General features: G+C 45.9%; 27 protein-coding genes and 2 pseudogenes. 11 read left to right on the forward strand and 18 right to left on the reverse strand.

Going from position 1 to position 26,871, the window contains the following annotated elements; genetic code table 11:
• Positions 1–132: 132 nt before the first annotated feature.
• Entirely contained in the window at positions 133–1,416 is a 1,284-nt protein-coding gene (gene glyA, locus ACBR23_RS04495) for a serine hydroxymethyltransferase (protein ID WP_341735662.1), read from the reverse strand.
• Between the two features lie 322 nt (positions 1,417–1,738).
• On the opposite strand from glyA, the gene ACBR23_RS04500 reads away from it, so the two are divergent.
• Positions 1,739–1,936 (forward strand): hypothetical protein, encoded by a 198-nt coding sequence (locus ACBR23_RS04500; protein WP_340518571.1) that lies wholly within the window; start codon positions 1,739–1,741, stop codon positions 1,934–1,936.
• A 250-nt stretch (positions 1,937–2,186) separates the two neighbouring features.
• On the forward strand, positions 2,187–2,657 hold the full coding sequence (locus ACBR23_RS04505; protein WP_341733602.1) for a Tic20 family protein: 471 nt from the start codon (positions 2,187–2,189) through the stop codon (positions 2,655–2,657).
• Positions 2,658–2,931: 274 nt separating this feature from the next.
• Here the strand turns inward: ACBR23_RS04505 and ACBR23_RS04510 are convergent, their stop codons facing one another.
• The 3 genes from ACBR23_RS04510 to ACBR23_RS04520 form a co-directional block, all read right to left on the reverse strand.
• Positions 2,932–3,705: a fumarylacetoacetate hydrolase family protein gene (locus ACBR23_RS04510; protein ID WP_371118993.1), complete on the reverse strand. Its 774-nt coding sequence runs from the start codon at positions 3,703–3,705 to the stop codon at positions 2,932–2,934.
• A 13-nt stretch (positions 3,706–3,718) separates the two neighbouring features.
• Positions 3,719–4,294, reverse strand: coding sequence for a 5-formyltetrahydrofolate cyclo-ligase (locus ACBR23_RS04515; protein WP_371118994.1), 576 nt, complete (start codon positions 4,292–4,294; stop codon positions 3,719–3,721).
• A 329-nt stretch (positions 4,295–4,623) separates the two neighbouring features.
• A complete protein-coding gene (locus ACBR23_RS04520) occupies positions 4,624–5,622 on the reverse strand; it encodes an NB-ARC domain-containing protein (protein ID WP_371118996.1) in 999 nt (332 codons plus the stop codon).
• Between ACBR23_RS04520 and ACBR23_RS04525 the strand changes: the two genes are divergently transcribed.
• The 3 genes from ACBR23_RS04525 to ACBR23_RS04535 are packed head-to-tail and all read left to right on the forward strand — an operon-like array spanning position 5,607 to position 6,558.
• Complete coding sequence (locus ACBR23_RS04525; protein ID WP_371114463.1) at positions 5,607–5,789, forward strand: hypothetical protein; 183 nt, start codon at positions 5,607–5,609, stop codon at positions 5,787–5,789. The two genes, ACBR23_RS04520 and ACBR23_RS04525, sit on opposite strands and share 16 nt — an antisense overlap.
• Before the next feature lie 26 nt (positions 5,790–5,815).
• Positions 5,816–6,232, forward strand: coding sequence for a XisH family protein (locus ACBR23_RS04530; RefSeq protein WP_371114462.1), 417 nt, complete (start codon positions 5,816–5,818; stop codon positions 6,230–6,232).
• Positions 6,220–6,558, forward strand: a complete 339-nt coding sequence (locus ACBR23_RS04535; RefSeq protein WP_371114461.1) for a XisI protein — start codon at positions 6,220–6,222, stop codon at positions 6,556–6,558. The genes ACBR23_RS04530 and ACBR23_RS04535 overlap by 13 nt, the downstream gene beginning before the upstream one ends.
• Positions 6,559–6,608: 50 nt before the next feature.
• Here the strand turns inward: ACBR23_RS04535 and ACBR23_RS04540 are convergent, their stop codons facing one another.
• The 3 genes and pseudogenes from ACBR23_RS04540 to ACBR23_RS04550 all read right to left on the reverse strand — a co-directional run bounded on the left by ACBR23_RS04540 (position 6,609) and on the right by ACBR23_RS04550 (position 7,982).
• Complete coding sequence (locus ACBR23_RS04540) at positions 6,609–6,749, reverse strand: hypothetical protein (protein WP_371114460.1); 141 nt, start codon at positions 6,747–6,749, stop codon at positions 6,609–6,611.
• 12 nt (positions 6,750–6,761) lie between these two features.
• Positions 6,762–6,860: pseudogene (locus tag ACBR23_RS04545) on the reverse strand (Uma2 family endonuclease); the annotation flags it as partial.
• 297 nt (positions 6,861–7,157) lie between these two features.
• Entirely contained in the window at positions 7,158–7,982 is an 825-nt protein-coding gene (locus tag ACBR23_RS04550) for a peptidoglycan-binding protein (protein WP_371114459.1), read from the reverse strand.
• 67 nt (positions 7,983–8,049) lie between these two features.
• Here ACBR23_RS04550 and ACBR23_RS04555 point away from each other — a divergent pair, with 67 nt between their 5' ends.
• Positions 8,050–8,244, forward strand: a complete 195-nt coding sequence (locus ACBR23_RS04555; RefSeq protein WP_371118997.1) for a hypothetical protein — start codon at positions 8,050–8,052, stop codon at positions 8,242–8,244.
• 22 nt (positions 8,245–8,266) lie between these two features.
• On the opposite strand, the gene ACBR23_RS04560 is transcribed toward ACBR23_RS04555, so the two are convergent.
• The 7 genes from ACBR23_RS04560 to ACBR23_RS04590 all read right to left on the reverse strand — a co-directional run bounded on the left by ACBR23_RS04560 (position 8,267) and on the right by ACBR23_RS04590 (position 15,163).
• Positions 8,267–8,929 (reverse strand): hypothetical protein, encoded by a 663-nt coding sequence (locus tag ACBR23_RS04560; RefSeq protein ID WP_371118998.1) that lies wholly within the window; start codon positions 8,927–8,929, stop codon positions 8,267–8,269.
• Positions 8,930–9,078: 149 nt separating this feature from the next.
• Positions 9,079–9,987: an AraC family transcriptional regulator gene (locus ACBR23_RS04565; RefSeq protein WP_371118999.1), complete on the reverse strand. Its 909-nt coding sequence runs from the start codon at positions 9,985–9,987 to the stop codon at positions 9,079–9,081.
• A 299-nt stretch (positions 9,988–10,286) separates the two neighbouring features.
• Positions 10,287–11,231 carry a GDP-L-fucose synthase family protein gene (locus tag ACBR23_RS04570; RefSeq protein ID WP_371119000.1) on the reverse strand — a complete coding sequence of 315 codons (945 nt, stop codon included), beginning with the start codon at positions 11,229–11,231 and terminating at the stop codon, positions 10,287–10,289.
• Positions 11,232–11,558: 327 nt separating this feature from the next.
• Positions 11,559–12,590 carry a GDP-mannose 4,6-dehydratase gene (gene gmd / locus ACBR23_RS04575; protein WP_371114457.1) on the reverse strand — a complete coding sequence of 344 codons (1,032 nt, stop codon included), beginning with the start codon at positions 12,588–12,590 and terminating at the stop codon, positions 11,559–11,561.
• A gap of 211 nt (positions 12,591–12,801) precedes the next feature.
• The gene (locus ACBR23_RS04580) at positions 12,802–13,533 is read right to left on the reverse strand and encodes a sugar transferase (protein WP_341735650.1); all 732 of its coding nucleotides are present in this window, start codon (positions 13,531–13,533) and stop codon (positions 12,802–12,804) included.
• A gap of 242 nt (positions 13,534–13,775) precedes the next feature.
• Positions 13,776–14,945: a glycosyltransferase gene (locus ACBR23_RS04585; RefSeq protein WP_371119001.1), complete on the reverse strand. Its 1,170-nt coding sequence runs from the start codon at positions 14,943–14,945 to the stop codon at positions 13,776–13,778.
• Positions 14,946–14,971: 26 nt separating this feature from the next.
• Positions 14,972–15,163: a hypothetical protein gene (locus tag ACBR23_RS04590; protein ID WP_341735648.1), complete on the reverse strand. Its 192-nt coding sequence runs from the start codon at positions 15,161–15,163 to the stop codon at positions 14,972–14,974.
• An 80-nt stretch (positions 15,164–15,243) separates the two neighbouring features.
• Here ACBR23_RS04590 and ACBR23_RS04595 point away from each other — a divergent pair, with 80 nt between their 5' ends.
• Entirely contained in the window at positions 15,244–17,277 is a 2,034-nt protein-coding gene (locus ACBR23_RS04595) for an iron uptake porin (RefSeq protein ID WP_371119002.1), read from the forward strand.
• Positions 17,278–17,673: 396 nt separating this feature from the next.
• On the opposite strand, the gene ACBR23_RS04600 is transcribed toward ACBR23_RS04595, so the two are convergent.
• Positions 17,674–19,521 (reverse strand): NFACT family protein, encoded by a 1,848-nt coding sequence (locus tag ACBR23_RS04600; RefSeq protein ID WP_371119003.1) that lies wholly within the window; start codon positions 19,519–19,521, stop codon positions 17,674–17,676.
• Positions 19,522–19,597: 76 nt separating this feature from the next.
• Between ACBR23_RS04600 and ACBR23_RS04605 the strand changes: the two are divergent.
• Positions 19,598–19,950 (forward strand): annotated as a pseudogene (locus ACBR23_RS04605) (hypothetical protein); the annotation flags it as partial.
• 16 nt (positions 19,951–19,966) lie between these two features.
• Here the strand turns inward: ACBR23_RS04605 and ACBR23_RS04610 are convergent.
• The 3 genes from ACBR23_RS04610 to ACBR23_RS04620 all read right to left on the reverse strand — a co-directional run bounded on the left by ACBR23_RS04610 (position 19,967) and on the right by ACBR23_RS04620 (position 22,586).
• Positions 19,967–20,644, reverse strand: a complete 678-nt coding sequence (locus ACBR23_RS04610) for a GIY-YIG nuclease family protein (RefSeq protein ID WP_371119004.1) — start codon at positions 20,642–20,644, stop codon at positions 19,967–19,969.
• A gap of 173 nt (positions 20,645–20,817) precedes the next feature.
• Complete coding sequence (locus tag ACBR23_RS04615) at positions 20,818–21,681, reverse strand: aldo/keto reductase (RefSeq protein WP_371114452.1); 864 nt, start codon at positions 21,679–21,681, stop codon at positions 20,818–20,820.
• A 122-nt stretch (positions 21,682–21,803) separates the two neighbouring features.
• Entirely contained in the window at positions 21,804–22,586 is a 783-nt protein-coding gene (locus ACBR23_RS04620; RefSeq protein ID WP_371114451.1) for an ABC transporter permease, read from the reverse strand.
• A 186-nt stretch (positions 22,587–22,772) separates the two neighbouring features.
• Between ACBR23_RS04620 and ACBR23_RS04625 the strand changes: the two genes are divergently transcribed.
• The 3 genes from ACBR23_RS04625 to ACBR23_RS04635 all read left to right on the forward strand — a co-directional run bounded on the left by ACBR23_RS04625 (position 22,773) and on the right by ACBR23_RS04635 (position 26,685).
• On the forward strand, positions 22,773–23,264 hold the full coding sequence (locus ACBR23_RS04625; RefSeq protein ID WP_371114450.1) for an SPASM domain-containing protein: 492 nt from the start codon (positions 22,773–22,775) through the stop codon (positions 23,262–23,264).
• 494 nt (positions 23,265–23,758) lie between these two features.
• Complete coding sequence (locus ACBR23_RS04630; protein WP_371114449.1) at positions 23,759–25,153, forward strand: branched-chain amino acid ABC transporter substrate-binding protein; 1,395 nt, start codon at positions 23,759–23,761, stop codon at positions 25,151–25,153.
• Positions 25,154–25,581: 428 nt separating this feature from the next.
• Positions 25,582–26,685, forward strand: coding sequence for a branched-chain amino acid ABC transporter permease (locus ACBR23_RS04635; protein ID WP_371119005.1), 1,104 nt, complete (start codon positions 25,582–25,584; stop codon positions 26,683–26,685).
• Positions 26,686–26,871: the final 186 nt, after the last annotated feature.

Raw genomic sequence — 26,871 nt, forward strand, 5'->3', positions numbered from 1 at the left:
GGAGTTACAAGTGGCAAGTTAAAGAGTTGTTAATTCCGGGCTTAAAACTTATAACTCTCAATCTTCTCCTGCTCTATTGCCCTTTTACCTGTACACTCCCAACTACCAATTTCGCCTTGTCAATCAGGAAAATTAAGCCAAGGCAGGGACTTTCAGGTACAAGTGAGGATACAAGGGGAAGCGCGAGCAGAGGGTGCCCACTCGCCGCAAACAATCGGCCGCCACGCTTTCGTCTTCAGGATTTAACAGTCGATCGGCAATAATATTACCAATCTCGATAAATTCTGTAGTTCCCATACCCCTGGTTGTCATCGCTGCGGAACCAAGTCTCAAACCACTGGTAACAAAGGGCGATGCTGGATCGAAAGGCACCGTATTTTTATTAGCTGTAATATTCACACCGCTAACTAATTGATCGGCTACTTTACCTGTCATGTTGATAGATTGCAAATCAACTAACATTAAGTGATTATCCGTACCCCCAGAAACCAGTTTCAAACCCCGCTGCTGTAACTGTGCAGCTAAAGCAGCGGCATTTGCAATTACTTGACCAGAATAAGTTTTAAATTCTGGCTTTAATGCTTCCCCAAAAGCTACTGCTTTACCAGCAATGACGTGTTCCAAAGGTCCGCCCTGACTACCAGGAAACACTGCTTTATCGAACTTTTTGCCTAGTTCTGGGTCATTTGTCAAAATTAAACCGCCTCTGGGCCCGCGCAGGGTTTTGTGAGTGGTAGTGGTGACTGCATGACAGTGAGGCAGAGGATTCGGGTGGTGCCCTGTGGCGACTAATCCGGCGATGTGGGCGATGTCGGCGAGGAGATAAGCCCCGATTTCGTCAGCGATGGCTCTAAATTTCTCAAAGTTGATAATTCGCGAATAAGCTGAGTAGCCGCAAATTAGTAATTTCGGTCGATTTTGTTTGGCAATCGCCAAAATTTCGTCGTAGTCTAACTGTTCTGTTTCTTTGCTGACACCGTAGTGAAAAGCTTTGAACCATTTGCCGGATACGTTGACCGGTGAGCCGTGGGTCAAGTGTCCGCCGTGGGACAAATCCATGCCCATAATGCCGTCTCCGGGCTCTAGCAAGCTCAAAAACACTGCAAAGTTGGCTTGAGCGCCGGAGTGGGGCTGGACGTTGGCGTGAGCTGCTCCAAATAGCTGTTTGGCGCGATCGATCGCGATTTGCTCGATGCCGTCAATAAATTCACAGCCACCATAGTAGCGTTTCGTTGGCAATCCTTCGGCGTACTTATTTGTCAGCACAGAGCCTTGAGCTGCCATTACCGCTGCGGAAGTAAAGTTTTCGCTGGCGATGAGTTCTAGGTGATCTCGTTGGCGCTGGAGTTCCTGCCCGATTAAATCCGCAATTAGGGGATCGGTTTTGGAAAGAAATTCAAAGTTAGAGTCCGTCATTCGATTTTAGATTTTAGATTTTAGATTTTGGATTTTGGATTTTGGATTGACCCCACGGATCGAGTCGGGGGCTTGAGAATTTGAGATTTTAGATGCAAGGATTGATTCCACGGATCGATCCGGGGGCTTGTACCACCAAGAAATTCTTGGTCACAATAATCAACCTCTTCAGAAATTGGGGATTGGGAATTTGCGATCTTTCAAGATACTACTGATTTCGCCCCATTGACATAAATATTACATTGTGTTCAGGTTAAGCTGTTTGTTCCAAAGTCCTGACATACAATGAAATTACTGGTGTGGAAACTGCCGGAGGTATCAAATGTTAGTCATTTTAATGGAAAATCAGATGCTTGCCCCTCAGCGTGTTTGCCAAGGTTGTTTGCTGGCCTCTAGCACTGGCCAACCCCGCTGGAATGATGGCGAACTCCGCTGCGGCCATCCGGTTCGCAAACCTACGGAAAATTTGCCCGATCGCTACGAGTGTCAAATGGGCTTCACGATCGCTAATATTAAATAATTATCGGGCATAGGGCATAGGGCATAGGGCATAGGGCATAGGGCATAGGGAATTGGGAATTGGGAATTGGGAATTGGGAATTGGTCATCGGGCATAGTGACTATTTAACCCGACTTGATATAAGTATCCCTGAATCTACAGGGATCTGAGTGTGGGCAAATTCCGGGCGAGTCGGAACTGAGCCTGCTGCTGCGTTATGCTGAATTTAATGGGAATTGATAGTTAGTCGATCGACTCAGGAGAGTTCACTATGACTTGGCGCGGGTCTACAACTGTTTCAGACCGGATTTTTGCTTCTTTGCCTTATTTGCTACCGCTGGTTGACGGGCTGATGTTTGGCAGGTTTCTGTTTCAACAGTTTCCTGTTCTCCAACTGTTGTTCATACCGCTAGCTCCCTTGATGCAAATTTATAGTTTGCCCTTTGCTAGCTTGGTGATTTTCTTTGCCCTCTATTTAGGGGTTGTGAGAAATGAAAACATTAGTCACTTTATTCGCTTTAACGCGATGCAGGCGATTCTTTTAGACATTGTTTTGATGCTATGCGGTCTGGTTTTGCCGATTTTAGCTAAGGTTCAAATCGCATTTATTGCCGAAACTCTCTATAACATGGTGTTTTTAGGCGTTGTGGCTGCATTTGTCTATGCAGTTGTTCAGTCGGCCTTGGGACGCTATGCAGAGATTCCTCCACTTTCGGATGCAGTTTATATGCAGGTTCGTTAGTCAGTTGACAGTTGACTGTTGACAGTTGACAGTTGACAGTTGGCAGTTGGCAGTTGGCAGTTGACAGTTGTTAGTTGGTGGATGGTATCCATCTTCTAAGCGCTGTTCCAACTGCGGATCAGGGAAAATTTGTGCGCAATTGCGCACATTTTGCCTAGAAAGGAAAATTATGATGGATAAATTACCGCTGCATATTGGCAGTTAGTTGGTGGTTGGTTGTTATTTGTTGGCTCTAATTACCAAGGCCCAATGCCCAATGCCCAATGCCCAATAACTAATGACTAATAACTGTATTTTCCAGACTGCCAATACCTTCTATTTCAATGCGAACTCGATCGCCTATTTGCAGTGGCCCTACTCCTTGCGGCGTTCCAGTCAGAATTACATCACCGGGGATGAGAGTCATGATGTGACTGATGTAGGAGACGAGAAAATCTGGGGAGAATACCATGCGATCGATGCGATCGGATTGTACCGGTCGATCGCTATCATTGACAAAAGTCTGCAATTGTGCAGCAGGACTCAATTCGCGGACAATCCAGGGCCCAAGGGGACAAAACGTATCAAAACCTTTCGCCCTCGCCCACTGGTTGTCGCGCTTTTGCAAATCTCTGGCTGTGATATCATTCGCGATCGTATAACCCCAAATTTTTCCCTGTGCTTGTTCAGGAGTGCACTGAGTACAATGTTCGCCAATTACCAGGGCTAATTCTCCCTCGTAGTCCACTCTTTCCGACTGGCGCGGATAGCGAATCGCCCCACCTGTGGCAATCACAGCCGTGGGAGGCTTGAAAAACAATAGCGGTTCTTCAGGTACGGAAGTTCCCATTTCGGCGGCGTGGTCGCTATAATTTTTGCCAACGGCTATGATTTTGCTGGGAGAGCACGGCGCGAGAATTTGGTAACTATCTGGTGGGAGTTCCATATCAGTGAGTTGTCCTTTCAACCACGGAGGTGCATCCAGTACCTGAACGCTGCGGCTCAGTTGCAGTAAACCGTAATGTATTTGTCCTTGTGTTGTTTTAACTCGAACGTAGCGTGAAGCCATAGGATTTTAGATTTTAGATTTTAGACTTTAGATTACCGCTTTCTGTGCAAATTCCATACAGAGGTTTGTCCCAGGAGTCAACAGGAAGTTGTGGCTTCAAGGCAAATTCAAAGATAATGCCGATCGCAACTTTTGATTCCCACTCACTTTTACTCAACATCCTGTCATAATAGCCACCGCCGTAGCCCAAACGATAGCCACGCAAATCGCAACCCACGGCTGGTACAAGGATTAAATCTACCTCTGATTGGTCTATTTTAGGAGCATCAGGCAGTGGTTCGAGAATGCCATAAGCTCCTGTATGTAAAAGGTCTCCGGGCTGCCAGACGTGCCAGGATAGCTCTTTGCCGACACAACGGGGAAATCCCCATTTTTTAGGGGTGGTAAATAGGGGACTTAAGTCTGGTTCTTGGCGAAAACTGAAGTAGCCGAGGATTGTTTTTGCTTGGGTGAATAGGGAGGAGGTTTGTAGGTGGTTGCAAAGGCGATCGCTCTTTTCTATCCATTCTTGTGCTGATAGGGATTTGCGGGTTTTAAGGAGAGATTTTCTTAATTCTGTTTTAGTTGATGAAGGTTCAGAAGTATTCATATTTGCGATCGAATCTCTCGTTTCAGTTCCAGTCCGACAGTCCGACAGTCCGACAGTCCGACAGGGGTTAAAAACCCCTGTCTCAAAGCGAAAGTCCTCTAAAAGAGGACTACAATTAATGGCATTTTCGAGCGCATTCTCTAGTCGGTTTTAACCGACTTTAGCTATGAGGCAGGGGTTTAAACCCCTGTCGGACTGCCGGACTGTCGGACTGCCGGACTGTCGGACTGCCGGACTGCCGGACTGCCGGACTGCCGGACTGCCGGACTGCCGGACTGCCGGACTGCCGGACTGCCGGACTGCCGGACTGCCGGACTGCACCGAAAGCGTCAACAAACCGGATTTGATATCACATATTGTCTCACCACAGGACAAAGATTGAATAAAGTTTCATTCTCCTGTTCCTCAGTTTCAACGAGCGATCGCCTCCCCAAAGATTGCAGCCCATCGAATAACTCCGAAGGCGATAACTCGGCATTTTTTAGCAATTGCTCTAGGGAAACTGGATTCGCTTCGAGGCTGAGATGGGAGATAAGCTTTTTTTCTAATTCTGACAAACGATTTATCTGCGGGTGCAATGTTGCTGCCAATTCTTCACCTAAGAAGAGCATATCATATTTCAAAAATTCTGCAACCCTACCTCGGAATATTTCTTGAATGGTGGCGGCGACTATTTTCAACCACAATGGATTGCCTCGGTAGGTATTAATTAGGTTTTCCCATGTTTCGGGATTGAGTAATTTTTTTTCTCTAAAAATTTCGGTAGTGGCTGCACATATTCCTTTGAGTTGTAAAGTGCGAACTGTTGAATTTTCACCTTTTAAGGCGGTAATTTCTCTGGGTGGTTCCCAACAGTTGAGGATTAAACAACTGTTGTGAGTTGTCTCTCCGATTTGTCTGAATAGGATGCTGTAATTTTCGCATTCTGGGCGGTAATTTCCTGCTAGTTGTCCGCTACCCAGAATGGCTTGCACGTCGTCGAGGATAATGAGACAGCGGTTTTTTCGCAGATATTCCATTAACAGGGAAAGTCGCTCTGGGATGCTGGTAGGTAAAAACCCCTCTTCGCCCCCCCTTGCCAAGGGGGGGTTGGGGGGGTATTGATTGGCGATAAATTGAATGAGATTTTTTAGGGTAGTTTCTAAGGGTGGGGAGTGGCCCAGACTTCGCCAAATTACGCATTCAAAGTTATGTTGAATTTTTTGGATGAGGTGGAGGGAAAGTGCGGTTTTGCCAAGGCCGCTTATTCCTAATATTGCTGCGAGGTTGCACTTTTCTTGGACAATCCATTTTTCGAGGGTGGCGAGTTCGGATGTGCGATCGGACAATTGCGGCTCTGTTTGGCTTGGTTGCTAACGTACCGGCGGTGATTGAAATTCTTAGCCAGTTGATAGCTTTAATCAGTTCAGGTGCCGGTGTTCCTGAAATAGCGGCGGCGATCGGCTCGTTGGCGGGCCCACTGGGAGTGTCTATTGAGGAGCGATCGCTATTATAATAACAGCTATATACTGTAAAAAAACGATGGCCGCCAAAGACCTATTCCATGATGCCGTCAAACAAGCACTCCTGAAGGAAGAGTGGATAGTTACGGCAGATCCGCTGATCCTCAAGATAGATAAGGTGAAGCTGGAGATAGATTTAGCAGCAGAGAAAGTCTTTGCCGCCCAAAAGGCTGGACGCAAAATTGCTGTTGAAATTAAAAGCTTTCTCCATCCATCAGCGATTACAGACTTTCATTCAGCGTTAGGACAGTTTTTGAACTACCGCTTAGGATTGCAAATGATCGAACCAGATAGAACTCTTTATCTGGCAGTACCTATCGATATATATCAATCATTTTTTCAAGAAAAATTCACTCAGGAAGCCGTCAGACAGTATCAAGTAAAGTTAATTGCTTACGACCCTGTTCAGGAGGTAATCATTGAATGGAAAGAATAGAGCAGTATCGCCAATTTATCCGCCAACTTTTAACCTCTCATGCCAGTCTCGATAATAATTCCGAGTTGGATGGTGAGTGTCAACTCGTGTTCGACACAGAACACGATCATTACCAAATTTTAGATGTTGGTTGGGAGGGATACAAACGGATTTATAACTGTTTCATTCACTTAGATATCAAGGATGGTAAAATCTGGATTCAACGTAATATGACAGAAGCCGATATCGGACAGGAATTAGTCGATCTGGGAGTACCAAAAGAAGATATAGTTTTAGGTTTACATCCACCTTACAAGCGTCCGTATACCGGCTATGGAGTAGCTTAGGAAAGAGTGCGATCGCCCTTTCTTAACCGAGGTGCGATCGCACTTTCAATTTATCCCCTGGATCGCACATCATCAACTTCGGCTTCTGCATCTTCCTTAGTAAAAATTACATCCTCATAAATAGCATCAATACCTGTGCGAAAATCTACGCTAGCCAAGTGAATTTCGCTACCTTGAGTATAGGAATACAAAACCCACAACCCTTAATCATTCCGACGGAAACACTCTACCCGCTCGCGTTTTTGGCTAATTAACACGTACTCTTGAAGCGTTTCTAATTCTTGATAATCAGCAAATTTATCGCCCCGATCGAATCCTTATGTAAGTTTTATATGATTTAATTCGAGCTATTCCTATTATATAATATCGTTTCTGGTTGGATCGGAATTATTTAACCGCAGAGAACACAGAGGACACAGAGGGAGAAAATAGAGATCTTAATAATTCAGATGCTACCGGATTTGATATAATACAACGATAGAACCGCGAAGGGATAAATGCCTCTTCTTTTTTCTCTGACTTAGCGTCCGCGTGCCTCGCGGTTCATTTAATCTTACGCCCTATTAGCGGCAGATGAAAGGACCTATGAGGCGATCGATTTAAGCACTTTCCTCAATTAAATCCGCTTCGGCATCCCGCCGTCTGTTCATACCTCTGGCAATGGAAGTTCCCTCCCAAATTCGTTTCATTTGCCGGATTTGTTCCGCAATTCCCTTCACATCTTTTTTCGGTACTAAATCCCGAATTGCGCGCATTTCCCGGCGACGATTTCCCTCCAAACTCGTACCGCGATTAAACACCAAGCTCACCAATCCCCCTTGAACATCTGGTGGTAATTCTTCAAAACCGGGAAATGTTTGTTTGGTAAAATTGTAAAATTTTGGCACTGTGACTACATTAAAAACTTCCCAAGCTAATTCCCAAGAAATTATCAGATCTCGAACACTAGCTAAACGCTGCTGCGCTGCATCCTTTTTTAACCCGCAGCAATCACTCAAACGCTTCCGGTCAACATCCTCTAATTTATACCAATCTTGGTTAAAGACTTCTACACTGTTGTAACCTACATCATAACCGATGCCGATCGTAATTCCTGATTGTCCTTCGGGCCAAGTGGGGTGTTGCAAAAATTTTTCGTAATATTCCTTTCCCCCACCAATCTCAAATTCCAAAATTAGCTCGATCGCCCTGTATGATAAAAGTGACGACCCCAGCAATTCTCCAGGAAACAAAGCAGTCAGGGTTCGATCGCCCGCGATGCCATCTGCTACCAATCCTTGATTACTCTGAAATTCTTTCAGGGGTGCTTCAGTTTTTGGCCCAAATTTACCATCGGCACGACTGGAATTTAACCCTAATTCTAACAACCGTTTTTGTAGTTTAACAACATCGGAACCTGATGCACCTAATTTGAGAATTTGCACAATCAGTTACTCCTTTATACATAATGCCATCTATTGACCCTACTAAATTCACGAATTTTGATTTTTTTTGACGGATATTGATCCCAATGGACAACTACAGGCAAGCTATAGTTTTAAGATGATGGAAGCGATCGCACCAGAAAGCGCGATCCCAGCAATAGATAAGTTTCGCAGAAAAGCTGTGTTAGACATGACTTCTTACTCCTATCGAGTGTTTTGTAATTTAACAATTAGTGGTAAAATACACCCTTATTTCGATTGAATATCCCTTAAAAAAGGTTTTTTTAGCGTGCGTTTTGGCAAGCCTGGACTGCGGCGGTCTCGCTAATCTCAGTTCTGACTCTGACGGTTCTACAGTTCACATCATTCTCAACACAAATCCAGCCTGAAAATGGTTTCTTTACCTCTGTTCGATACAGCAAATTTTCCATACACTGCTGAATCGCCTGTGGCGACCCTCCAACCGGATTAGTCCAGGTTGTACCTCCGCCTCCGGGACTGACAGGAGCCACTGGATTGCCACCCACCGCATTACGGCACTGGTTGACCGCTTCTTCTTCACTCAATACCGAAACCCTAATCGAACTCGCCCAGCAGACATTTTTGGGATTAAAGAAGTTTCGATGATCAGTCCAGCATTCAAGTCCGCTGGTACTTTCAGCAGAGAACGCATTGATTGGGTAAGTGTATTCTGTCTTACCATCCTTTCGCTGTCGAGGTGCACCCTCGTAAGTGCGAAATCTCTTATTCTCTACACATCTTTCGATCGCCAAGCCGCCACTGGAACATAAATCAGCAGCTTTATCAGGCGAAACACCTTGGCGGACAAACTCACTCAGACATTCTCGAATCGAACTCTGGGCGATCGCGCCTTGGCTCATTAGCAATGGTGATAGCATCGTGGCGATCGCGCCTGCCATCGTCAATCCTTGATGATTTATAATCATGGCTCTATTTCAAATGATAGAAAGTTGTCTTAGCGTGCGTTTTGGCAAGCCTGAACGGGAGCAGCTTCACTGATTTGTGTTCTGACTCTGATTTTATCATCTTTGCCAGTTCAAGTCGAACATTTCCTTGCGAATTGAACATATTCTTGCTACATCATGCGAAACTGCTTGGGTGAAATGCCTGTGTATCTGCGAAAATGCTTAGCAAAATGACTGGGGTTGGCAAAACCACACTCGACCGCAATATCGAGCATTGTGTGTTCTTTCTGCTTCAGTAATAACTTCGATCGCTCGACTCGCTGCTGTATCAAATACGCATGAGGAGTCATGCCCGTAGATTGCTTAAATAATCGACAGAAATGGAACTGGCTAATCTGCAATTCATCTGCAAGGGTGGCTAACGATAGGTTCTCACTTAGATGAACATTCATATACTCAAGAGCTTGCTTCAGTTTGTACTTAGGTAAGCCATCTTCATACTCTGGTAGAATGTGCTTGCGGGTTGAGTAGTTTCTCAAAAAATGTGCTGCCATAGCTGTTGCCATTGACTCCGCATAGAAGCAACTATTTGTTGCATCAGTTTCTAATACCGTTTTCAGAGCTAAGACTATTTGACAGACTAGCGGATCGGGCGTTGATAGCGTCGGCTTCAGTTCGATTTTCTCTGGATTTGCAGACTCGTAAGCAGCATGAGCTAGAAATGTAGGATCGAGATAGCAGTGAGTCGTTTCCCCTACGTGATTCGATCTCACTTTTAACGGCAGATGAGCCGGAAAAATTTCAAGATGCCCCTTTTCCTGTTCGTGATGTTGAAATCGATAACGCTTTCCATCAATTACCATCTGTACTTCCGTTGGCTGCTTCCATGACGGTAACGAAATGAGGTGCTGAAGACCTGTTGTTTCCGGGAAGTCAATTGCAGGCAGTTGATAATGTGCAAGATGGATATTTTTCCATCCCGCTTGTTGGCTGGAGTGAATCACTGGACGCGGAGCAAAGGTTAAGGTTGAATCTTGTTGAAAGTAATCAATCTCTAAAAGTCTCTCTACTGACATCATAAATTTGCTTTCCAAATTTAAAGGTATTCTCCGTACTTTGCCTGCGAGAACTTATAAAGCATTGTCCGAAGCAATAACGAGAGCTTTTGAGCAATTTGAGGAGCAAGACTTCTGTTCTGTGGTTTACTCACTGCTGTTATTGTACATCCAGAAACCTGAGAAAAGTTATACTCTAATTTATCACATTTAGGACCTATGCAACCATCCTAGGTCTAGGGGCAACCGGGCGTGGGATTGCCCCTACAAAACGCTAGATTTAAATCTATAGCGTCAGTCTTGATAAACCTGGTCTTTTACACTCACGCTGCGTGTTTCCGATACCATTCAATCGTATTTTTCAACCCTTCCTTAAATTCGGTCTGTGCAGTAAACCCAAAGGCTGTTTTTGCCCTTTCTGTATCCAAACAACGGCGTGGCTGACCGTTCGGTTTATCTGTTTCCCAAACAATTTCGCCTTTAAACTCCATCAATTCGCAAAGTAACTCAATCAAATCTCTAATTGGGATTTCATGATTCGTTCCCAAATTTACCGGCTCGGAGTCATTATAATTCTGAGTTGCCATCACGATTCCGCGCGCTGCATCTGTGGAATACAAAAACTCGCGGGTAGGGCTACCGTCGCCCCAAACTGGCAATGTTTTGTCTCCCCTTTCTTGGGCTTCGTGGACTTTCCGAATTAATGCCGGGATGACGTGGGAACTCTTGGGGTCAAAGTTGTCTTCCGGGCCGTACAAATTGACTGGTAGCAAGTAGATGCCGTTGAATCCGTACTGCTGGCGATAGGATTGCAGTTGCACTAATAAGGCTTTTTTGGCAATTCCGTAAGGGGCGTTAGTTACCTCTGGATAGCCGTTCCAGAGGTTTTCTTCTTTGAAAGGAACTGGAGTTAAGTTTGGATAAGCACAAATTGTGCCAACACAAACAAATTTTTTAACTCCGGCTTGGTAGGCTGCATGAATTAGTTGCGCGCCCATCATCAAATTGTCGTAAAATAATTCAGCGGGTTTGAGTAGGTTTAAACCAATGCCACCGACGTGGGCTGCTAGGTGGATGATGATGTCTTGTTTGTCGGCGGCGCGTTGGCAGTTTTCCATGACGCGGAGGTCGCAATCGCGCGATCGCGTTACACTAATTTTATCAGCATCGGCTCCTGCTTTGACTAACTGGTCGATGACTTGACGACCGAGGAAACCGGCGCCACCTGTGACTAAAATCTGTTTGTTAGTTAAATCTAAGCTGGTCATAATTTTATCCTCTTTTTTGTATCAGGGTCGATCGACAATATCCAATATCAGCAAGATGAAACCCCCGCGCTGAAGCTTAACTACTCACCGAAGAAACCAATATTAATCAGGGGCTTGTTTGTGGGTGGGGGCGGGTTGGTTTAACTCTCCTAGACGCAACCGCCATGAGTAATATTGAATTTAGGGTATCTCAATTGAGTTTTTGCACAATTTTTAGGGGTTCGGGATAGTAGAGCACCCTATTGATTTGCACGCTGAAAAAGCTGGCAAGTTTACCCGCCCCTACAGCTTTTTGACAACCGTGAAAGAGTTCAGTAAATACAAAAATTAATCAAATCCGTTCCCAGAACCTCGCCCCTGCCGCTCCAGAGCTTTAATGTCAGCATCTACCATTAAGTGTACTAATTGCTCAAAAGTTACAGAGGGTTCCCAATTTAACTGAGTGCGGGCTTTTGTCGAGTCGCCAATCAACAGTTCGACTTCGGCGGGACGTAGGTAGCGCTCATCAAACTCTACATAATCTTCCCAATTTAAGTTGGTGTAGGTGAAGGCTAAATGTAGGAATTCCTTAATGGAATGGGTCTCGTTGGTCGCAATGACATAATCATCTGGTTTTTCTTGTTGCAGCATCAGCCACATTGCTCGCACATAGTCTTTAGCATAGCCCCAGTCTCGCTTGGCATCGAGATTTCCTAGGTAAAGTTTTTTCTGTTTTCCTGCTAAAATTTTGGCGAGGGCGCGAGTAATTTTGCGAGTTACAAATGTTTCACCACGGCGGGGAGATTCGTGGTTGAATAGGATGCCGTTGCAGGCAAAAAGACCGTAGGATTCGCGATAATTTACGGTTTGCCAGTGACCGTAAACTTTGGCGCAAGCGTAGGGGCTTCTGGGATAAAAAGGTGTTGTTTCTTTTTGGGGAACTTCCTGCACTAAGCCAAACATTTCCGAAGAACCTGCTTGATAAAAGCGCACTTCTATGCCTGTGCGTCGCTGATAGTCTCGAACTGCTTCTAGCAGGCGCAATACGCCCATTCCTACGGCATCAACCGTATATTCTGGGGAGTCAAAGCTAACTCGAACGTGAGATTGAGCTCCTAAGTTATAAACTTCTACTGGCTTGACTTCTTCTAATATCCGGCGCAGAGTGGTGCCGTCGGTTAAGTCTCCGTAGTGGAGAAATAACTTGGCGTCCTCGCTGTGAGGATCGACATAAATGTGGTCAATGCGATCGGTATTGAAACTAGAACTCCGCCGGATAATGCCGTGAACTTCATAGCCTTTTTCTAGCAATAACTCACTTAAATAAGAGCCGTCTTGACCTGTGATACCAGTGATTAGGGCTCGCTTCCGTTGCGTCATCTAAATTGTTCCTTGACAGATTGTAATTTTCAGGGCAGGGGTGCTGTTGCCTGCCGATCGTTTTCTCAAGCTCTAGGTTAACTCACAATTATTCGATCGGTGTCAAAGCAGAGTTGAGATTTTGCAAAGACTTAGCCCGGGCAGTCAGTAGCAAGCATCAGTAGTTAGTAGCAAATTAGTAGTAACTACTGATGCTGACTGCGGACAAAAATTAGTATGCGCCGTTATTTTTAGGAAAAATCACCACGCCAATTGTTTTGAAAACGATCCACATATCCATCCAAAGGTTTTTTTCATTGGCATAATAGAGGTCGATCTGGACTCGGCGGGGATAGGGAATGTCGTTCCGGCCGGAGACTTGCCATAGGCCTGTAATTCCAGGTCTGATGGTCAGAACTTTGTTGATGTAAGTGCCGTATCTAGGCAATTCCTCTTCAACTAAGGGTCTGGGCCCAACTACGCTCATATCTCCCTTCAAAACATTCCAAAATTGGGGAAATTCATCTAAACTGGTCGCTCTGAGAAACCTTCCGATACAGGTGATTCGAGGGTCTTGTTTCAGCTTGAAATTGTCCTCAAACTCTTGACGGAGATGCGGCGATTTTTCCATGATTTCCACCAAGATGTCGTCGGCATTTTCCACCATCGTTCTGAATTTCAGGCAATAAAACATCTTGTGATTTTTGCCTACTCGTTCCTGTACATAAAAAATTGGCCCGGAGGAGCTTAAGGCAATCGAGAGAGCCAAAAGCAGGTAAACCGGAGCAAACAGGATCAGAACCGACAAGGAAAACATGATGTCAAATAACCGTTTGAAAAATTCTCCGTCGAGGCTTTGGAGAGAGCGACTTATGCGTCTGTCTCTAGACAAGACAGGCTGAAAACCGCGTCTCGCGATCGCTCGAATTACCTTGCCGGAGATTAGTTGGCTGTCGGCAGTCATCTTACTCCTTCACTTCACACCACACACAGTCCTGATCATAAAGCCTCAAGACGCTTTGTTCTGTGAATTATGTTTCTAATCGTCAATTTTCTTGGGGAAAGGGGCAGTTGACTGTTGACGGTTGGCAGTTGGCAGTTGGCAGTTGGCAGTTGACGGTTGGCATAGAAAAAATTCTCCCCCTCTCTCCCCATCTCCCTCTCTGTCTCCATCTTCCCCTCTCCCCATCTCCCTCTCTCTCCCAGTCAAGTCTGCGTAAAATCACCGGAGTGAAATTCCTCAAAGCAGTGTTCCACAAAACCCAGATAGCGCTGGCGAAAGACTTCTGGGGCAAACTCCTCGGCGTGGAGTCGCCCTATTTCTGGCTGAAATTTGCCTTGCAACTGTTCAAACTCCTCCACCGCTGCGACTAATGCGGAGGGGGTTTGGGAAGCAAAAAATAAACCAGTCCCCGTCTCTGGATGTTGGCGAATGTCGCGCACTGTCTCCAAGGCGCCACCGGCTGCATAGGCAATTACTGGTGTTCCACAAGCTTGGGCTTCTACCAGGGCGATGCCAAAATCTTCGCAAGCTGCGTATACAAAGGCTTTGGCTTGGGCCATGTATTTTTCCACTACTTCTGCTGGTTGCCATCCGAGTATTTGCACGTTGGGTTTGGCGAGTTGTCGCATCATTTCTAATTCAGGCCCGGTGCCGATGACAATGAGATGATGGCCCAGTTGATTGAATGCTTGGACGATCGCACTGATATTTTTGTAGCTTACCAATCGGCAAACAGTGACGTAAAAGTCTTGTTTTTGCGCTACTAAGGAAAATCGCTCGATATTGACTGGTGGATAAATCACCTCTGCCCGTCGCCGATAGCACCGCCAAATCCGGCGGGCTGTATGTTGGGAATTGGCGATGAAATAATCAACGCGATTGGCGGAAATGACTTCCCACTGCCGTAGTCGGTGTAGCAAATATCGCGTCAGCACCCCTGGGATGCCTCGTCCGGCTTTGCTACTGTCCAAATAGTCAAAAGTCATGTCCCAGGCGTAACGCATGGGTGTGTGGCAGTAACAGACGTGTAGTTGGCTGGGACTGCTGAGGATGCCTTTGGCGACGGCATGGGATGATGAGAGGATGATGTCATATTGACGCAAGTCTAGTTGTTCGATCGCGATCGGTAAAAAAGGCAAATATTTTTGGACACCTTTGCGGGCGAAAGGAAAGTGCTGCAAAAATGTTGTGCCAATCTGTCGCCGGAAAAGATAGCTTTCGGGATTTGCCGATTCAAAGTCGATGAGGGCATAGACATCGGCTTCTACGTGTTTGAGGATTTCCTCTACTACTAATTCTGAACCGCCCGTGGCTAAGGGCGTTAACCATTCGTGAACTAGGGCATATTTAAGTTTTTCTACAGCAGATTTCACTCTTGTCTCCACACCAGTAACAATTTTTAGCTTGGATTGAGACTAGCAAAAAAAAACAATCCTTCTTGTCTGTAGTCGATCGAACTATTTGTTTGGGCTAATTCTGTCAATATCACTTTGGCTAAGGTGAATGCCCGACTTACTGAAAGTGACAGTACAAAGCTGTTTTGGGAGCGTGAGCGGGCTGGCTGGAGAGGATTATTGACAGCTAATACCATTAGGCCCAATTGATGTATAGTATTTACGATCGCCTAAATCTTCGGGACTGGCGATCGATCCCATGTGGTGTGAGGTAACAATGTCTAAAATTTTGTGGAAAGGACTCTTAGTCAGTCCCGCTGTATTAGCAGCAAGTTTGGTTTTATCTTCTGCTTCCCTAGCAGAGCAACCTCTGGAAATTGCAGCAACGACTCCAGTTAATAAATTGCAATTAGCAGGTGCGGCAACAGAGGCAGCCAAGCCCGATACAGAAGCCTTAACGGCAGATTCAGTCTCATTAGCTAGCCCTCAGACTATTGAGACTATTGACAATACAAGTGCGATCGAGTCGATCGCCCCAGTAGCTCAACAGTCACAAGAACCAGCCAACAAAGTAGCAGCAGCAGATTTAATCACAACAGAGCCTGTCGCCGCAGCAGCAGTCGCAGAACCCAACAGCACAGTCCTAGGGGCAAACACCAGCGAAGCCAAACCAGCCACCGACTCAACCAGGGCAGTTGCACTACAACCGGAGCAAATTTCCCAATCGACAGCTCCCAAGGTCACATCTCCAGCATTGCCCAATGCCTTAGAGCAAATCAACCAATACAGCGCCGAAGGTACTGACAGTGAAAATGCGGCGGCTCAAGTCACCTCAGTTTCGCAACTTTCGGACGTGCGGCCTACAGATTGGGCATTCCAAGCATTGCAGTCCCTGGTAGAGCGCTACGGTTGTATCGCTGGCTATCCCGACGGCACCTTCCGCGGCAACCGCGCCATGACTCGCTACGAGTTTGCAGCCGGTTTAAACGCCTGTTTGGATAAAGTGAACGAACTGATTAGAGGCGGTAGCAGAGGCCTGGCAACTAAAGAAGATTTAGCTTCTGTGCAAAAATTGCAAGAAGAATTTGCCGCCGAATTAGCAACCTTGCGTGGCCGCGTCGATGCTTTGGAAGCACGGACGGCTGAATTAGAAGCCAATCAGTTTTCGACTACCACTAAACTCAATGGCGAAGTAATATTCGCTTTGACAGGCATCGCCAGAGGAGAAGATGCTAAGGGTCGCGATGCTGATAAAACAACCGCATTTGGCAGCAGAGTTCGTCTCAATTTCGACACGAGTTTCACAGGCAAAGATTTACTGAGAACTCGACTGCAAGTCTTAAATTTGGGTTCATTTTCTACGAATAACACCAAAACGGCTGAAGGAGAATTGCGGTTTAATGCTGGGCCTTTTGGCACTGCTAGCAATACTGTAGGTTTAGATGCGTTGTTTTATCAATTCCCTCTAGGGAAAAGCACTACAGTCATTCTCGAAGCCAATGCCGGGGCTGCTGACGATTTCACAAATACGGTCAACCCTTACTTTGACGGAGATGGGGGCAGCGGAGCTCTTTCTAACTTCGGTACTCGCAACCCGATTTACTATTTGACCGCAGGTACGGGCATCGCTTTGCGGCATCAATTTGGGGACAAACTGGAACTGAGTTTGGGATATTTGGCCGGCAATGCTGCTAACCCAACCAAGGGAAATGGTTTATTTAACGGCTCCTACGGCGGTTTGGCTCAGTTGACTTTTAAACCGACAAGTAGCATTGCTTTAGGTTTGACTTACCTTAATTCCTACAACTTCGTCACTGGTACCGGCAGCAATGCTTCTAATTTTCCGGGCCGGCTCGGTTACTTCCGGCTAGGTGACGGTACTGTTCCGGTTTCTAGCAATTCTTACGGCTTGGAGGCTTCCTGGAAGGTGAACCGTGGACTTGCGGTTGGCGGTTGGGCTGGTTACACCAATCAGCGCATTTTATCCAACTTGGCAACTCCTACGGGTTCTGTCCAGCGGGGAGACCAAAAAATCTGGAACTGGGCAGTTACTTTGGCTTTTCCCGATTTATTGAAAGAGGGAAATGTCGCTGGCTTTTTGGTAGGTATGGAACCGAGAGTGACGAGTTCCACTAATCGGACATTGCCCGAAGATAAGGATACTTCGTTGCACATTGAAGGTTTCTATCAGTTCAAGTTGAGTGACAATATTTCCATCACTCCTGGTTTAATTTGGCTGACTGCTCCCGACCACAATAAGAATAACTCTGATTTGTTGATTGGGGTAGTTAGAACGACTTTCACTTTCTAGGTTGTTTTTAACCGCAGATTAACGCAGATTCATGGTCTGCGTTAATCTGTGCGGTTAAATCATATAAAATCCTCTCTTCATCGTCCTGTATTAAACTCTCTCTTCTCTTCCTTCGCGTCCTTAGCGCCTTCGCGGTTAAATCATTCCGATACAACCGGAATTGATATCATTCCCATGCAACGGTCAAAAATATTAAATATTCAGCAAAAACGACCAGCTTTTTGTGAAAGCTGGTCTGCTAATTAATTAAGTCCGTTGTTCTCTCAAAGTGAGGAAACCCAAACAGCGCGTTCCCTTGCAGCGGGTTCTTCAAAACATATCATCCTTCGAGAGTGTTCTTTTAGCAAGAAAATTTAATTTTTGCAATAAAACTTTACATTTCTGGGCGGACTTAGATTAAGCTGTGGCTTGCTGCGGTCTGCCCCAGACTATGCGCTCCTGCTTGTATACAACCATACCAGGTTTTGCGCCTTTGGGCTTATACACATATTTCGGTTCTGTATACACGACTGGTACTTGTTCGCTCTGACGGGCGCGACTGTAGTAGGCGGCCATGTTGGCGGCAAATTGCAAATCGGCTTCTTCGGCAACTGTGCCCGGTGTGACGCGCAGCAATGCGTGACTTCCGGGAATTTCTAGGGTGTGGAACCAGATGTCGTAGTCCCCTGCTACGCGAAAGGTGAGTTGGTCGTTTTGGCGGTTGTTGCGGCCGATTAATAATTCAAAGCCACTGGGGGTTTGGTAGCGGTGAAATTCGATCGCAGCATTTTTGTCCGTACTGCGGTAATCTGGAGCATCTAGATATTTTTGTTGAATCAGTTCTTCGCGGATTTCTGCTAGGGTTTGCAAATCTTGGGTGTTGCGGTAGGTTTCTAATACCGAAAGTGCAGCTTCTACTTGTTCTAGATAGTCTATTTCTTCTTGGACGGCGGCCAATAACGGTTCTACGGCAATGCGAGCTCTTTTAAGTTTTTGGTGCTTTTTGTAGAGTGCTTGAGCGTTTTGGACGGCGTTTTTTTCGGGATTCAGGGGAATAGCAACTGGTTGGTTGGTTTCAAAGTCTGGTAGTGAAATAGTTTTCATTCCCGGTTGCCAATGTTGTAAGTTTGCCATGAGCAAATCGGCTTGGGATTTGTGGGTGTCGGCTACTTCTGACTGCTGTAATTTTTGTTTGAAGGTGTTGGCTTTGAGTTTGAGTTTGGCTAGCAGGTTAATCAGTTTTTGACTAAGTTGATGTCGCACTTGGGCGAATACTTCTTGGTTGATTTCGCTGGTGTAGTAGCTGTTGAGTAATTCTTGGACTGAAGGGAAGGCAGAGGTTAACTCCTCTCTACCCGTCCCAATCGAAGTTAACCCCCCCCAGCCCCCCCCAAGGGGGGAAAGAATCGGGGAAGTATTAGAGGGCACGCACGCACCATCCACCGCCCCTACATTATTATGATTTTCGGGTGCTGGCCAGTCGATGACGGTGTAGCCTTGGGCTGTCAAACTGGGTTTGAATTTTGAGTTTTCTAGGGATTCTAGCCAGTATTGCCACCGCTGGAATAGTTGCTGCCAGTCGTGGGGGCTGAGGCTGTCGGTGGATTGTTCGGGGTCTAAATTGGCCGATCGAATCATAGACCAAATTAAAGCCTTGCTCAAACCTCGATAATTCTTCAACAGGTTGCGGTGTAATTGCCCAGGAACCAGGCTAATTCTTTCTTGCCATCTGTTTTGAGGTTCGATCGCACTTGGTGCTGTATCGGTCAAAGCCGGGGGCATTTCGTAGGGTTGCCCGGTTTGGATGGGGCGCACGCTGGACTGTTTGGCGCTGACTTGGTGAGCACAGGTGACAACGAGATTGTCGTGGGCGGTGAGGATGACGTTGCTGTATTTGCCGATGATTTCGGCGTAGAGATGCCACAGGGCTGGTTCTCCTGGGCGTTGGGCGAATTGCAAGTCTACAACTCTTTCCCAGGGGGAGATGGGGGCGATGGAAACTAGGGCTAAACCGCTGAGTTGGTGTCGCAGTTGTTGGCTGAAGGTGAAGGTGTCGGGAATGCGGGGCGGGGGGTCGCCGACGCAGATGCGGGCGGCTACGGGATGCCAGGAAAGGTCAATCCAGCCCCGTTTGTTCATGGTGCGTAGGGCTAGGGACACAGTGAAGCGATCGCGCTGGTAGACTTGTTCTAAGCGTGCTGGCAGCCATTGGGCCCGCAGTTCGCTGCAAGCCGCAGTTAAAGTTGTCAAGTCTACAGGTTGCACAGTACCCTCTTGCGATCGAAATATCTATATTCCACTATATCAAGTTTGGTGGGCAATTTTTTTTTATGCCCACATTTGGCTAAAAGAGCCATATTCTCAATGCTTGCAAGTTGTAGCTTTGAATCTATCAACTGCCTACAAAAACTTCTTTGATAAACGCGCCCTGTTGCCTAAGTTCAAATCAAAGCATGGTAGGCAGTCATATCGTTTCCGGCTGCATCGGAATGATTTAACCACAGAGAACGCAGAGAACACAGAGGGAGATAAGAGAGATGAATAATTCCGATGTTACCGGATTTGATATCAATTAGTTATCCCCAAAACGTCAAGTTTGACGGAGACAAAATCAATCTACCTAAGATTGGCTTAGTTCACTGTCAGCGTCATCGTGATGTTGAATCAGGAAGCCAGCACTGTATCGCCGTATCGGTCAGCGTCTGGTAGTTCACGCAGATGGCTTTGTTTCCTGAGTTTGCGATTGAATCACAGCACTCCAGTCATCATCATTAACAGCACTTGCCAAATCCTTGCCACGTTCGTCGGCACTTTTTGCTGCTATTTCCAACTCTTTAGTCAGAGTGGAATCTGCCATTGCTTTGCGTAATTTCAGTTTCTTTTCTTCATAGGCTTTTTGTTCGTCAGCAGACATGGCAGCCCGCGCGGCTTGGCCGACTGTACTAGCCCACATTTCGCTGTCTCTACTATTTCCTGGGGGAATGTTTTCGAGTTCTGCTATCCAAGCATCGCGCAAATTTTCCATTTCTTCCCGCTTGGGGAATTTGAAAGTTTTGACGCGGAGGAATGCACAATTTTCGCTGCCATTTTGGGCGATATGACCGTTGAGAGAAAGCAGGATATTTCGGGAATAACCTATATATTGGGTTTGATGGTTCGTGTCTATGACGGCATAAACGCCGGCGACTTTAGCGTTAGTTGCTAAATCGCGCCAAGCTGGGATTGACACTACTTTGGTTCCGTCATTTTCTAAGGCGGGAATTGCTGTCGCTGCACCATGTTCTTCATCGGAACTGTATAAAAAGTTGTGCAGTCCTTCATGGGCGATAGGTACGTTTTGATGTTCTATTGGTAAGTCTAAATCTGCCTTGACTGGATTCATTTCCATAAAATCTCACTCCTCTAAAAATGTTGCTTTTCTGGGCTGGTTATCCTGCGGGCCACACTATCAAGTTTACTGTTTGTGGAACAGCTATCTTGCCTGTTATGGATCACCCACAAGAAAATTAATTCTTTGTGGAACAGGCCCGAAAGCCTATTCTATTATTTTGTTATCCTTGCTTAACTTGCGGAGATTTGTTGTACTTCCTCATCAGTCAACTTGACATCTATCGCTTTTACAGAGTCTTCGATGCTGGATAGTTTGGTCGCAGCGGGAATGGGAACGATACAGGGAGATTTTGCCATCAACCAGGCTAATACTATACAGTAAACTGAAACGTTTTTTTCTGCTGCTAATTTCGCGATCGCTGGCATATCTTGCAAACTGGTGACGCGACGGCTTCCTCCGAGAGGACTCCAAGGAAAAAATGTCAGTTTTTCGGTTTCACAGTATTCCAGTACGCCGTCTGATTCTGGTTCTCTGTGCCAAGGATTGTATTGATTTTGAACTGAGGCAATTTCTACTGTATCGCGGGCGCGTTTGATTTGTTCTACAGAGAAGTTGGAGACTCCCACAAATCGAACTATTCCCTCTGCCACTGCTTCTTTTGCCGGTGCTAGGGCTTCTTCGATGGTATAACTAGGATCGGGGGCGTGATATTGCCAAAGGTCGATGGGTTTTTGGCCGCCCAAGGCTTCAAAACTTTCGCGAATTGTCTTGCGTAAATGGTGGGGGTTGCCGTTCCGCGTCCAAGCACCTTGAGGTCGCATCAACCCACCTTTTGTGGCGACAGTTACAGCTCTAATATCTCCTGTATACTGTTGTAAGGCTTTGGCAATTAGTTCCTCGTTATGGTGTTTGTCGGATTGATCTTGGCAGTAGGAATCTGCCGTGTCAATTAATGTGACTCCCAAATCCAGGGCGCGGTGAATTACTGCGATCGCCTGGGATTCTGTTGGTCTACCATTTAAGGATAGTGGCATCCCTCCCAGACCAATTGGGCTGATATTAAAGTTAGTGTTTCCGAGTTTTTTGTTTTTCATTGGTGTGCCCTTTTTTGATTGTTTATCTGTAGAGTTAGATTGTTATGGCTATTTAAAATATGTAATTTCATCATACAACAATTAACAGTCAAAAGTCAACTGTTTACTGTTTGAATTCATAACTAACTGGAAGCGCTGGTGTAAAATCGGAGTGCAAATTGCCAGAAGTAGCGGGAAGCGAACAAAAGTGCGATCGCCAAAAGGCCTGCTCCTGCTATCCAAAGTATATCACCTCTGCCTAACATTGCTTCTGCCGGGACTGTGGTCAAAAAAGCAACCGGGACTATAAACGTGAAGAAAAATCGATAAGCTGCGGGATAAGCTACCATGGGAAATCTACCAGCTTCTAACAATCCTCTGAGGACTTCAGTAACGTTATAAATCTTGACAAACCAAATACTGGTTGCGCCCAACATAAACCAGATACTGTAAAGACTCACCATGCCAAATAACAGCGGTATTGCAGTTAAGAAATAGTTGGTGATTTCTACTCCTAATTTGTTGGCCGAGTACAGCAGCAACACCGCGCCGAAGATGATATCGGGTATTCCCCACGGAGATACAGTGTTTGCAGACAGCCAGAATTGGGAACTGATGGGCTTGAGGAGGACAAAATCCAGGGTGCCTTGCTGCACTCGATCGACAATCCGGCTAAGATTAGGTGCGAGAAAGGTTGAGGAAAAACCCTGCAAAATCGTGAAAATGCCCAGTACAACTAAGGCTTCTTCCCATTTCCACCCAGAAAACGTGTAACCATTGCGGTAGAACAAAAACAGCCCAAACAAACTACCAGTCAGGTTTCCGATGCTGCTGAGGGCCGCGAGGACAAAATTGATGCGGTATTCGAGTTCTGCCGCCATCGCCGCCCCCCAAAATAGTTTCACTACTTGGACATATCGTCCCATATTTATCGCCATTTTTTATCCAGGAAATACTTTCATATAATCATATTGTAAAGCTGCGATGAAGTTAATTGCTGATTCGGCTTCCCATTTAACTATAATTTTAAGTTATTAAACAGTGTACTTAAGTATTTTTACTGTATAACTAATTAAGCTTTTTAACAAAAATTTAATTAAATTTACAATCACATGGAAGAGATAGTAACCTGGGCCCAACAAATTGGAGCGACAACGGTGAATTTCCAACCAGTAAATCATTGGACTCCAGAAACCTATGAGGAATTGTGGGTGGAAGAAGAGGATTCCGAGGAGTTTTCGCAGGTAATTGAGCGCCTAATTGAAATGAAGAAAAAAGGTGCGCCAATTATGAATAGTGACGAAGTATTGCGTCTAATGTTACCTCACTTCCGCGACGAAAAAGCCCCCGATGGAGTTCGCCCTTGTCGGGTAGGACTTCGGAATTACTGGATTGATACCCGTGGCGATGTCAAACTTTGCGACGAATTTCCCGTAATTGGGAATGTGAAAGAAGAAAGTGCTCGCGCTATTTGGTACGGCGAAAAAGCTCAGAAAGTCCGCCGGGATACTCTGAATTGCGGTAAGCTTTGCCTGATTACCTGTGTGTCGCAAAAGACGATTTTGGACAAGGTAAAAATGGGTTTGAAATTGTTAAAAAATTAAAGCATAACCACAAACGAGACCAAGCCTTCCCAAAATGCCGGAATGTCATTTTCTAAACCCTAGAAAATAGGGTATTAGTCCATTGATATTCCGGCATTTTAGTGACCTAGTTAGTGCCAACTTTTTTCAATCGCACAGTCCTGAATGTACGGGGGGTCAACAAGCCGGTTTCTGGGTCAATATCTCTCGGATAGAGCGACGATTTTTGCTCATAAACCGGGTTTTTTGCGTCCAGGACTGTCGCAGATACTGTACTTGATGAACCTAGAATAGGCTGTATGTTTTAACTCAAGTAGGACTTAGGCACAGGAAAGGAAAAATCTAGGGTTGGGTCATAGGCTGTGGTAAAGTTTCGTCCATGGGGCACGGGGGGAACCGCTGTTGCTGAACCCTAGGCGCTATGCCAGATATTACCGATAACTATGCTGCGTAAGTCATCATAAATTTTTTAAATTTGTGCTAAGTCTTGACTTACAGACTTACAGAGTGAAAATATGCTAAGACCCAAGCAACAAACTAACGTACCTATGAACCTGTCACTGAAGTTAGGGGGCACAAGTCCCACACCCACAAAAACTTACCCAACACAGCATCTCAACCCCACAGGATTGCGGACATTACTCGTGGCTGCTTCCATAGCCTCTCTCTGCGCGAGTTGTCAAAGCCCGCAAACACCCACCGCCACAAGTTCCGGTAGCACTCCCAGCAGCACTCCAGCAGCCTCTCCCGTTGCAGTTAGCAGTCCTGCCGACCCCAACACTGTCAAAATTGTCTCTATGCTGCCGATGACAGGTAGTGCCTTGGGTCAAGCTCAAACAATGGTCAATGGGATTAAACAAGCCCTGGCTGAAACCGATTCCAAAGCCTGCGACGGCAAAATCAAGATGGAATACGAAGTGCTCGATGACGCCACTGCTGCGGCTGGCAAATGGGACCCAAGCCAAGTCACGTCCAATGCTAATAAGGTAGCAGCCGATGGTTCGGTAGTTGCTGCGATCGGTCACTATAACTCAGGCGCGGCCAAACTTTCAATTCCCGTGCTCAACCAAGCTAATGTAGTGATGGTGAGTCCGGCAAACACCTATCCGGGCTTGACAAAACCAGGAAAAGGTGAGCCCAAAGAACCTAATGTTTATTACCCCGCAGGTACTCGCAATTTTAGTCGGGTTGTCCCGGCTGATGACCTCCAAGGTGCTGTGGCGGCTAACTGGGCGAAATCTTTAGGAGTTAAAAAAGTCTATATTCTCGATGACCAAGAACTCTACGGCAAAGGTATTGCTGACGTTTTTGAAGCAAGTGCTAAAACTGCGGGAATTGAGGTGCTTGGTCGTGAGGGAATTGATATCAAAGCCAGTGATTATAAAGCTTTAATGAATAAGATCAAAGCTTTGAATCCAGAAATGATTTATTTTGGTGGTACGACCCAAAGCAATGCCGGACAAATAATTAAAGACATCAGAAATGTCGGTATGACACAGGAAGCAGTCAAATTCATGGGACCAGACGGCATTAAAGAGCAAGCTTTAATTGATGCTGGAGGTAAAGATGCCGAAGGTGTTTATGCTACCTTTGGTGGCTTACCTCCAAAAGAATTGACTGGTGAGGGCGCGAAGTGGTACGCCGGTTACAAGGCAAAATATAATGCTGAACCGGAAGCTTATGCAGCTTATGCTTATGAATCGGCTAAGGTAATTATCGGCGCGATTAATAAGGTTTGTAAAAATGACCGCGCAGCTATCCGCGATGCTGTTTTGGCAACTAAAGATTTTAATGGGGTACTTGGTAATTGGAGTTTTGATGCTAATGGCGACACTAGCTTGACTACTATGTCAGGAAATGTTGTTAAAGGTGGGAAGTGGGAGTTTGTCAGCCCGCTTAAGACTGAATAATTAGTTAGTTGTCAGTTGTCTGTTGTCACTTAATTAGTAACTGGTTCCCCGGCTCTGCCTGGGAACCGATGTCTAGAGGCTCTGCCTCGCTTTTCTAGTTAACTGGTTCCCCGGCTCTGCCTGGGAACCGATGTCTAGAGGCTCTGCCTCGCTTTTCTAGTTAACTGGTTCCCCGGCTCTGCCTGGGAACCGATGTCTAGAGGCTCTGCCTCGTTTTTCTAGTTAACTGGTTCCCCGGCTCTGCCTGGGAACCGATGTCTAGAGGCTCTGCCTCGTTTTTTAACTGGTTAACTGGTTCCCCGGCTCTGCCTGGGAACCGATGTCTAGAGGCTCTGCCTCGTTTTTCTAGTACGAAAATTGGAGGCAGAGCCTCCGGATCTGCGTTCCCAGGCAGAGCCTGGGAACGAGTAGAACGAGTAGAATTCCCCATGAACAATTCCCAATTCCCAATAATTATGAAAAACTGGAAAAGTATTCTCTTATATATAGGTGTAGCGTATATAGTTTTGCTGTTAGGTCCGATCGCCGGATTTGACTTGCCGAAAATTGTTGGTGAAATAGTCAAAAGTCCTGAAGTTCTGATTCAACAATTGTTAGTGGGTTTGGTCAACGGGGCGCTGATTGCAATTATTGCTTTGGGTTACACGATGGTTTATGGGATTATTGAGTTAATCAATTTTGCTCATGGCGATTTGTATATGTTGGGCGCTTTTGCTTCCCTGACTGTGTTCGGGGCTTTTGGGGTTCAAGACGGCGCACCTTTGGGTATTGCGATACCGGTGATGTTAGTCGCTTTAATTGTATGTTCGGTGTTTTGTGCGGGACTGAATATTGTTGTCGAAAAGTATGCTTATCGACCTTTGCGAAATGCTCCTCGTTTGGCTCCGTTAATTTCGGCGATCGGGGTTTCTTTTATCTTCCAAAATATGGGATTATTTTGGGGAGGATTGAAAGCTTTTATTCCGGTGATGGGTTCTAATTCGGCTGCTCCGAAAAGTTTTCCCGATTTGTTGCCACGAGTTGATATTCTCAAAGCTATGGGAATTCAAAGCAGTATTGTATTTACTACTAAAGATTTAATTGTGTTGGTAGTAGCTGTGGTATTGATGGTTTTGCTTCATGTTTTCGTGCAGTACACTCGTCTGGGAAAGGCGATGCGGGCAACGGCTCAAAGCCGCGATGCTGCTAAAATTATGGGGATTAATGTGGATCAGATTATTGCTCTAACTTTTTTAATTGGTGGGGCTTTGGCTGGTTCGGCGGGAATTTTGGTTGGTTTGTACAACAATACTATTGTGTTTACGATGGGGTTTACGGCGGGTTTGAGGGCTTTTACGGCGGCGGTTTTGGGGGGGATTGGTAATATTGTGGGGGCGATGTTAGGAGGGGTTTTGATTGGGGTGTTGTCGTCTTTGAGCGACCAGTATTTATCTAGTCGCTGGACTAATGCTTGGGTGTTTGGGGTTTTGGTGGTGATTTTGGCTTTTCGGCCGGGCGGTTTGTTGGGTGAGAATGTTCAGGAGAAGGTTTGAAGGTGCAGGGTTGAAATAATGGCAAAAGACATTTATCATTATAATGTAAGGACTGCTTAACTGGTTCCTAGGCTCTGCCTGGGAACCGATATCCAGAGGCTCTGCCTCGCTTGGTAAAATTGGAGGCAGAGCCTCCGGATCTGCGTTACCAGGCAGAGCCTGGGAACGAGTAGACGAGTAGGAACA

This window comes from Microcoleus sp., from assembly GCF_041354475.1.
Lineage (GTDB): Bacteria > Cyanobacteriota > Cyanobacteriia > Cyanobacteriales > Microcoleaceae > Microcoleus.

What these genes read in the sequence shown, in the direction of transcription:
- ACBR23_RS04570 (WP_371119000.1), bottom strand. Translation starts at nt 11,231, where the DNA reads ATGACCAGCTTAGATTTAACTAACAAACAGATTTTAGTCACAGGTGGC.
- ACBR23_RS04620 (WP_371114451.1), bottom strand. Translation starts at nt 22,586, where the DNA reads ATGGGACGATATGTCCAAGTAGTGAAACTATTTTGGGGGGCGGCGATG.
- ACBR23_RS04525 (WP_371114463.1), top strand. Translation starts at nt 5,607, where the DNA reads ATGTGCGATCGGACAATTGCGGCTCTGTTTGGCTTGGTTGCTAACGTA.
- ACBR23_RS04560 (WP_371118998.1), bottom strand. Translation starts at nt 8,929, where the DNA reads ATGATTATAAATCATCAAGGATTGACGATGGCAGGCGCGATCGCCACG.
- ACBR23_RS04615 (WP_371114452.1), bottom strand. Translation starts at nt 21,681, where the DNA reads ATGAAAAACAAAAAACTCGGAAACACTAACTTTAATATCAGCCCAATT.
- ACBR23_RS04535 (WP_371114461.1), top strand. Translation starts at nt 6,220, where the DNA reads ATGGAAAGAATAGAGCAGTATCGCCAATTTATCCGCCAACTTTTAACC.
- ACBR23_RS04515 (WP_371118994.1), bottom strand. Translation starts at nt 4,294, where the DNA reads ATGAATACTTCTGAACCTTCATCAACTAAAACAGAATTAAGAAAATCT.
- ACBR23_RS04595 (WP_371119002.1), top strand. Translation starts at nt 15,244, where the DNA reads ATGTCTAAAATTTTGTGGAAAGGACTCTTAGTCAGTCCCGCTGTATTA.
- ACBR23_RS04505 (WP_341733602.1), top strand. Translation starts at nt 2,187, where the DNA reads ATGACTTGGCGCGGGTCTACAACTGTTTCAGACCGGATTTTTGCTTCT.
- ACBR23_RS04635 (WP_371119005.1), top strand. Translation starts at nt 25,582, where the DNA reads ATGAACAATTCCCAATTCCCAATAATTATGAAAAACTGGAAAAGTATT.
- ACBR23_RS04510 (WP_371118993.1), bottom strand. Translation starts at nt 3,705, where the DNA reads ATGGCTTCACGCTACGTTCGAGTTAAAACAACACAAGGACAAATACAT.
- gmd (WP_371114457.1), bottom strand. Translation starts at nt 12,590, where the DNA reads ATGACGCAACGGAAGCGAGCCCTAATCACTGGTATCACAGGTCAAGAC.
- ACBR23_RS04625 (WP_371114450.1), top strand. Translation starts at nt 22,773, where the DNA reads ATGGAAGAGATAGTAACCTGGGCCCAACAAATTGGAGCGACAACGGTG.
- ACBR23_RS04530 (WP_371114462.1), top strand. Translation starts at nt 5,816, where the DNA reads ATGGCCGCCAAAGACCTATTCCATGATGCCGTCAAACAAGCACTCCTG.
- ACBR23_RS04610 (WP_371119004.1), bottom strand. Translation starts at nt 20,644, where the DNA reads ATGGAAATGAATCCAGTCAAGGCAGATTTAGACTTACCAATAGAACAT.
- ACBR23_RS04565 (WP_371118999.1), bottom strand. Translation starts at nt 9,987, where the DNA reads ATGATGTCAGTAGAGAGACTTTTAGAGATTGATTACTTTCAACAAGAT.
- ACBR23_RS04580 (WP_341735650.1), bottom strand. Translation starts at nt 13,533, where the DNA reads ATGACTGCCGACAGCCAACTAATCTCCGGCAAGGTAATTCGAGCGATC.
- ACBR23_RS04630 (WP_371114449.1), top strand. Translation starts at nt 23,759, where the DNA reads ATGCTAAGACCCAAGCAACAAACTAACGTACCTATGAACCTGTCACTG.
- ACBR23_RS04500 (WP_340518571.1), top strand. Translation starts at nt 1,739, where the DNA reads ATGTTAGTCATTTTAATGGAAAATCAGATGCTTGCCCCTCAGCGTGTT.
- ACBR23_RS04590 (WP_341735648.1), bottom strand. Translation starts at nt 15,163, where the DNA reads ATGGTATTAGCTGTCAATAATCCTCTCCAGCCAGCCCGCTCACGCTCC.
- glyA (WP_341735662.1), bottom strand. Translation starts at nt 1,416, where the DNA reads ATGACGGACTCTAACTTTGAATTTCTTTCCAAAACCGATCCCCTAATT.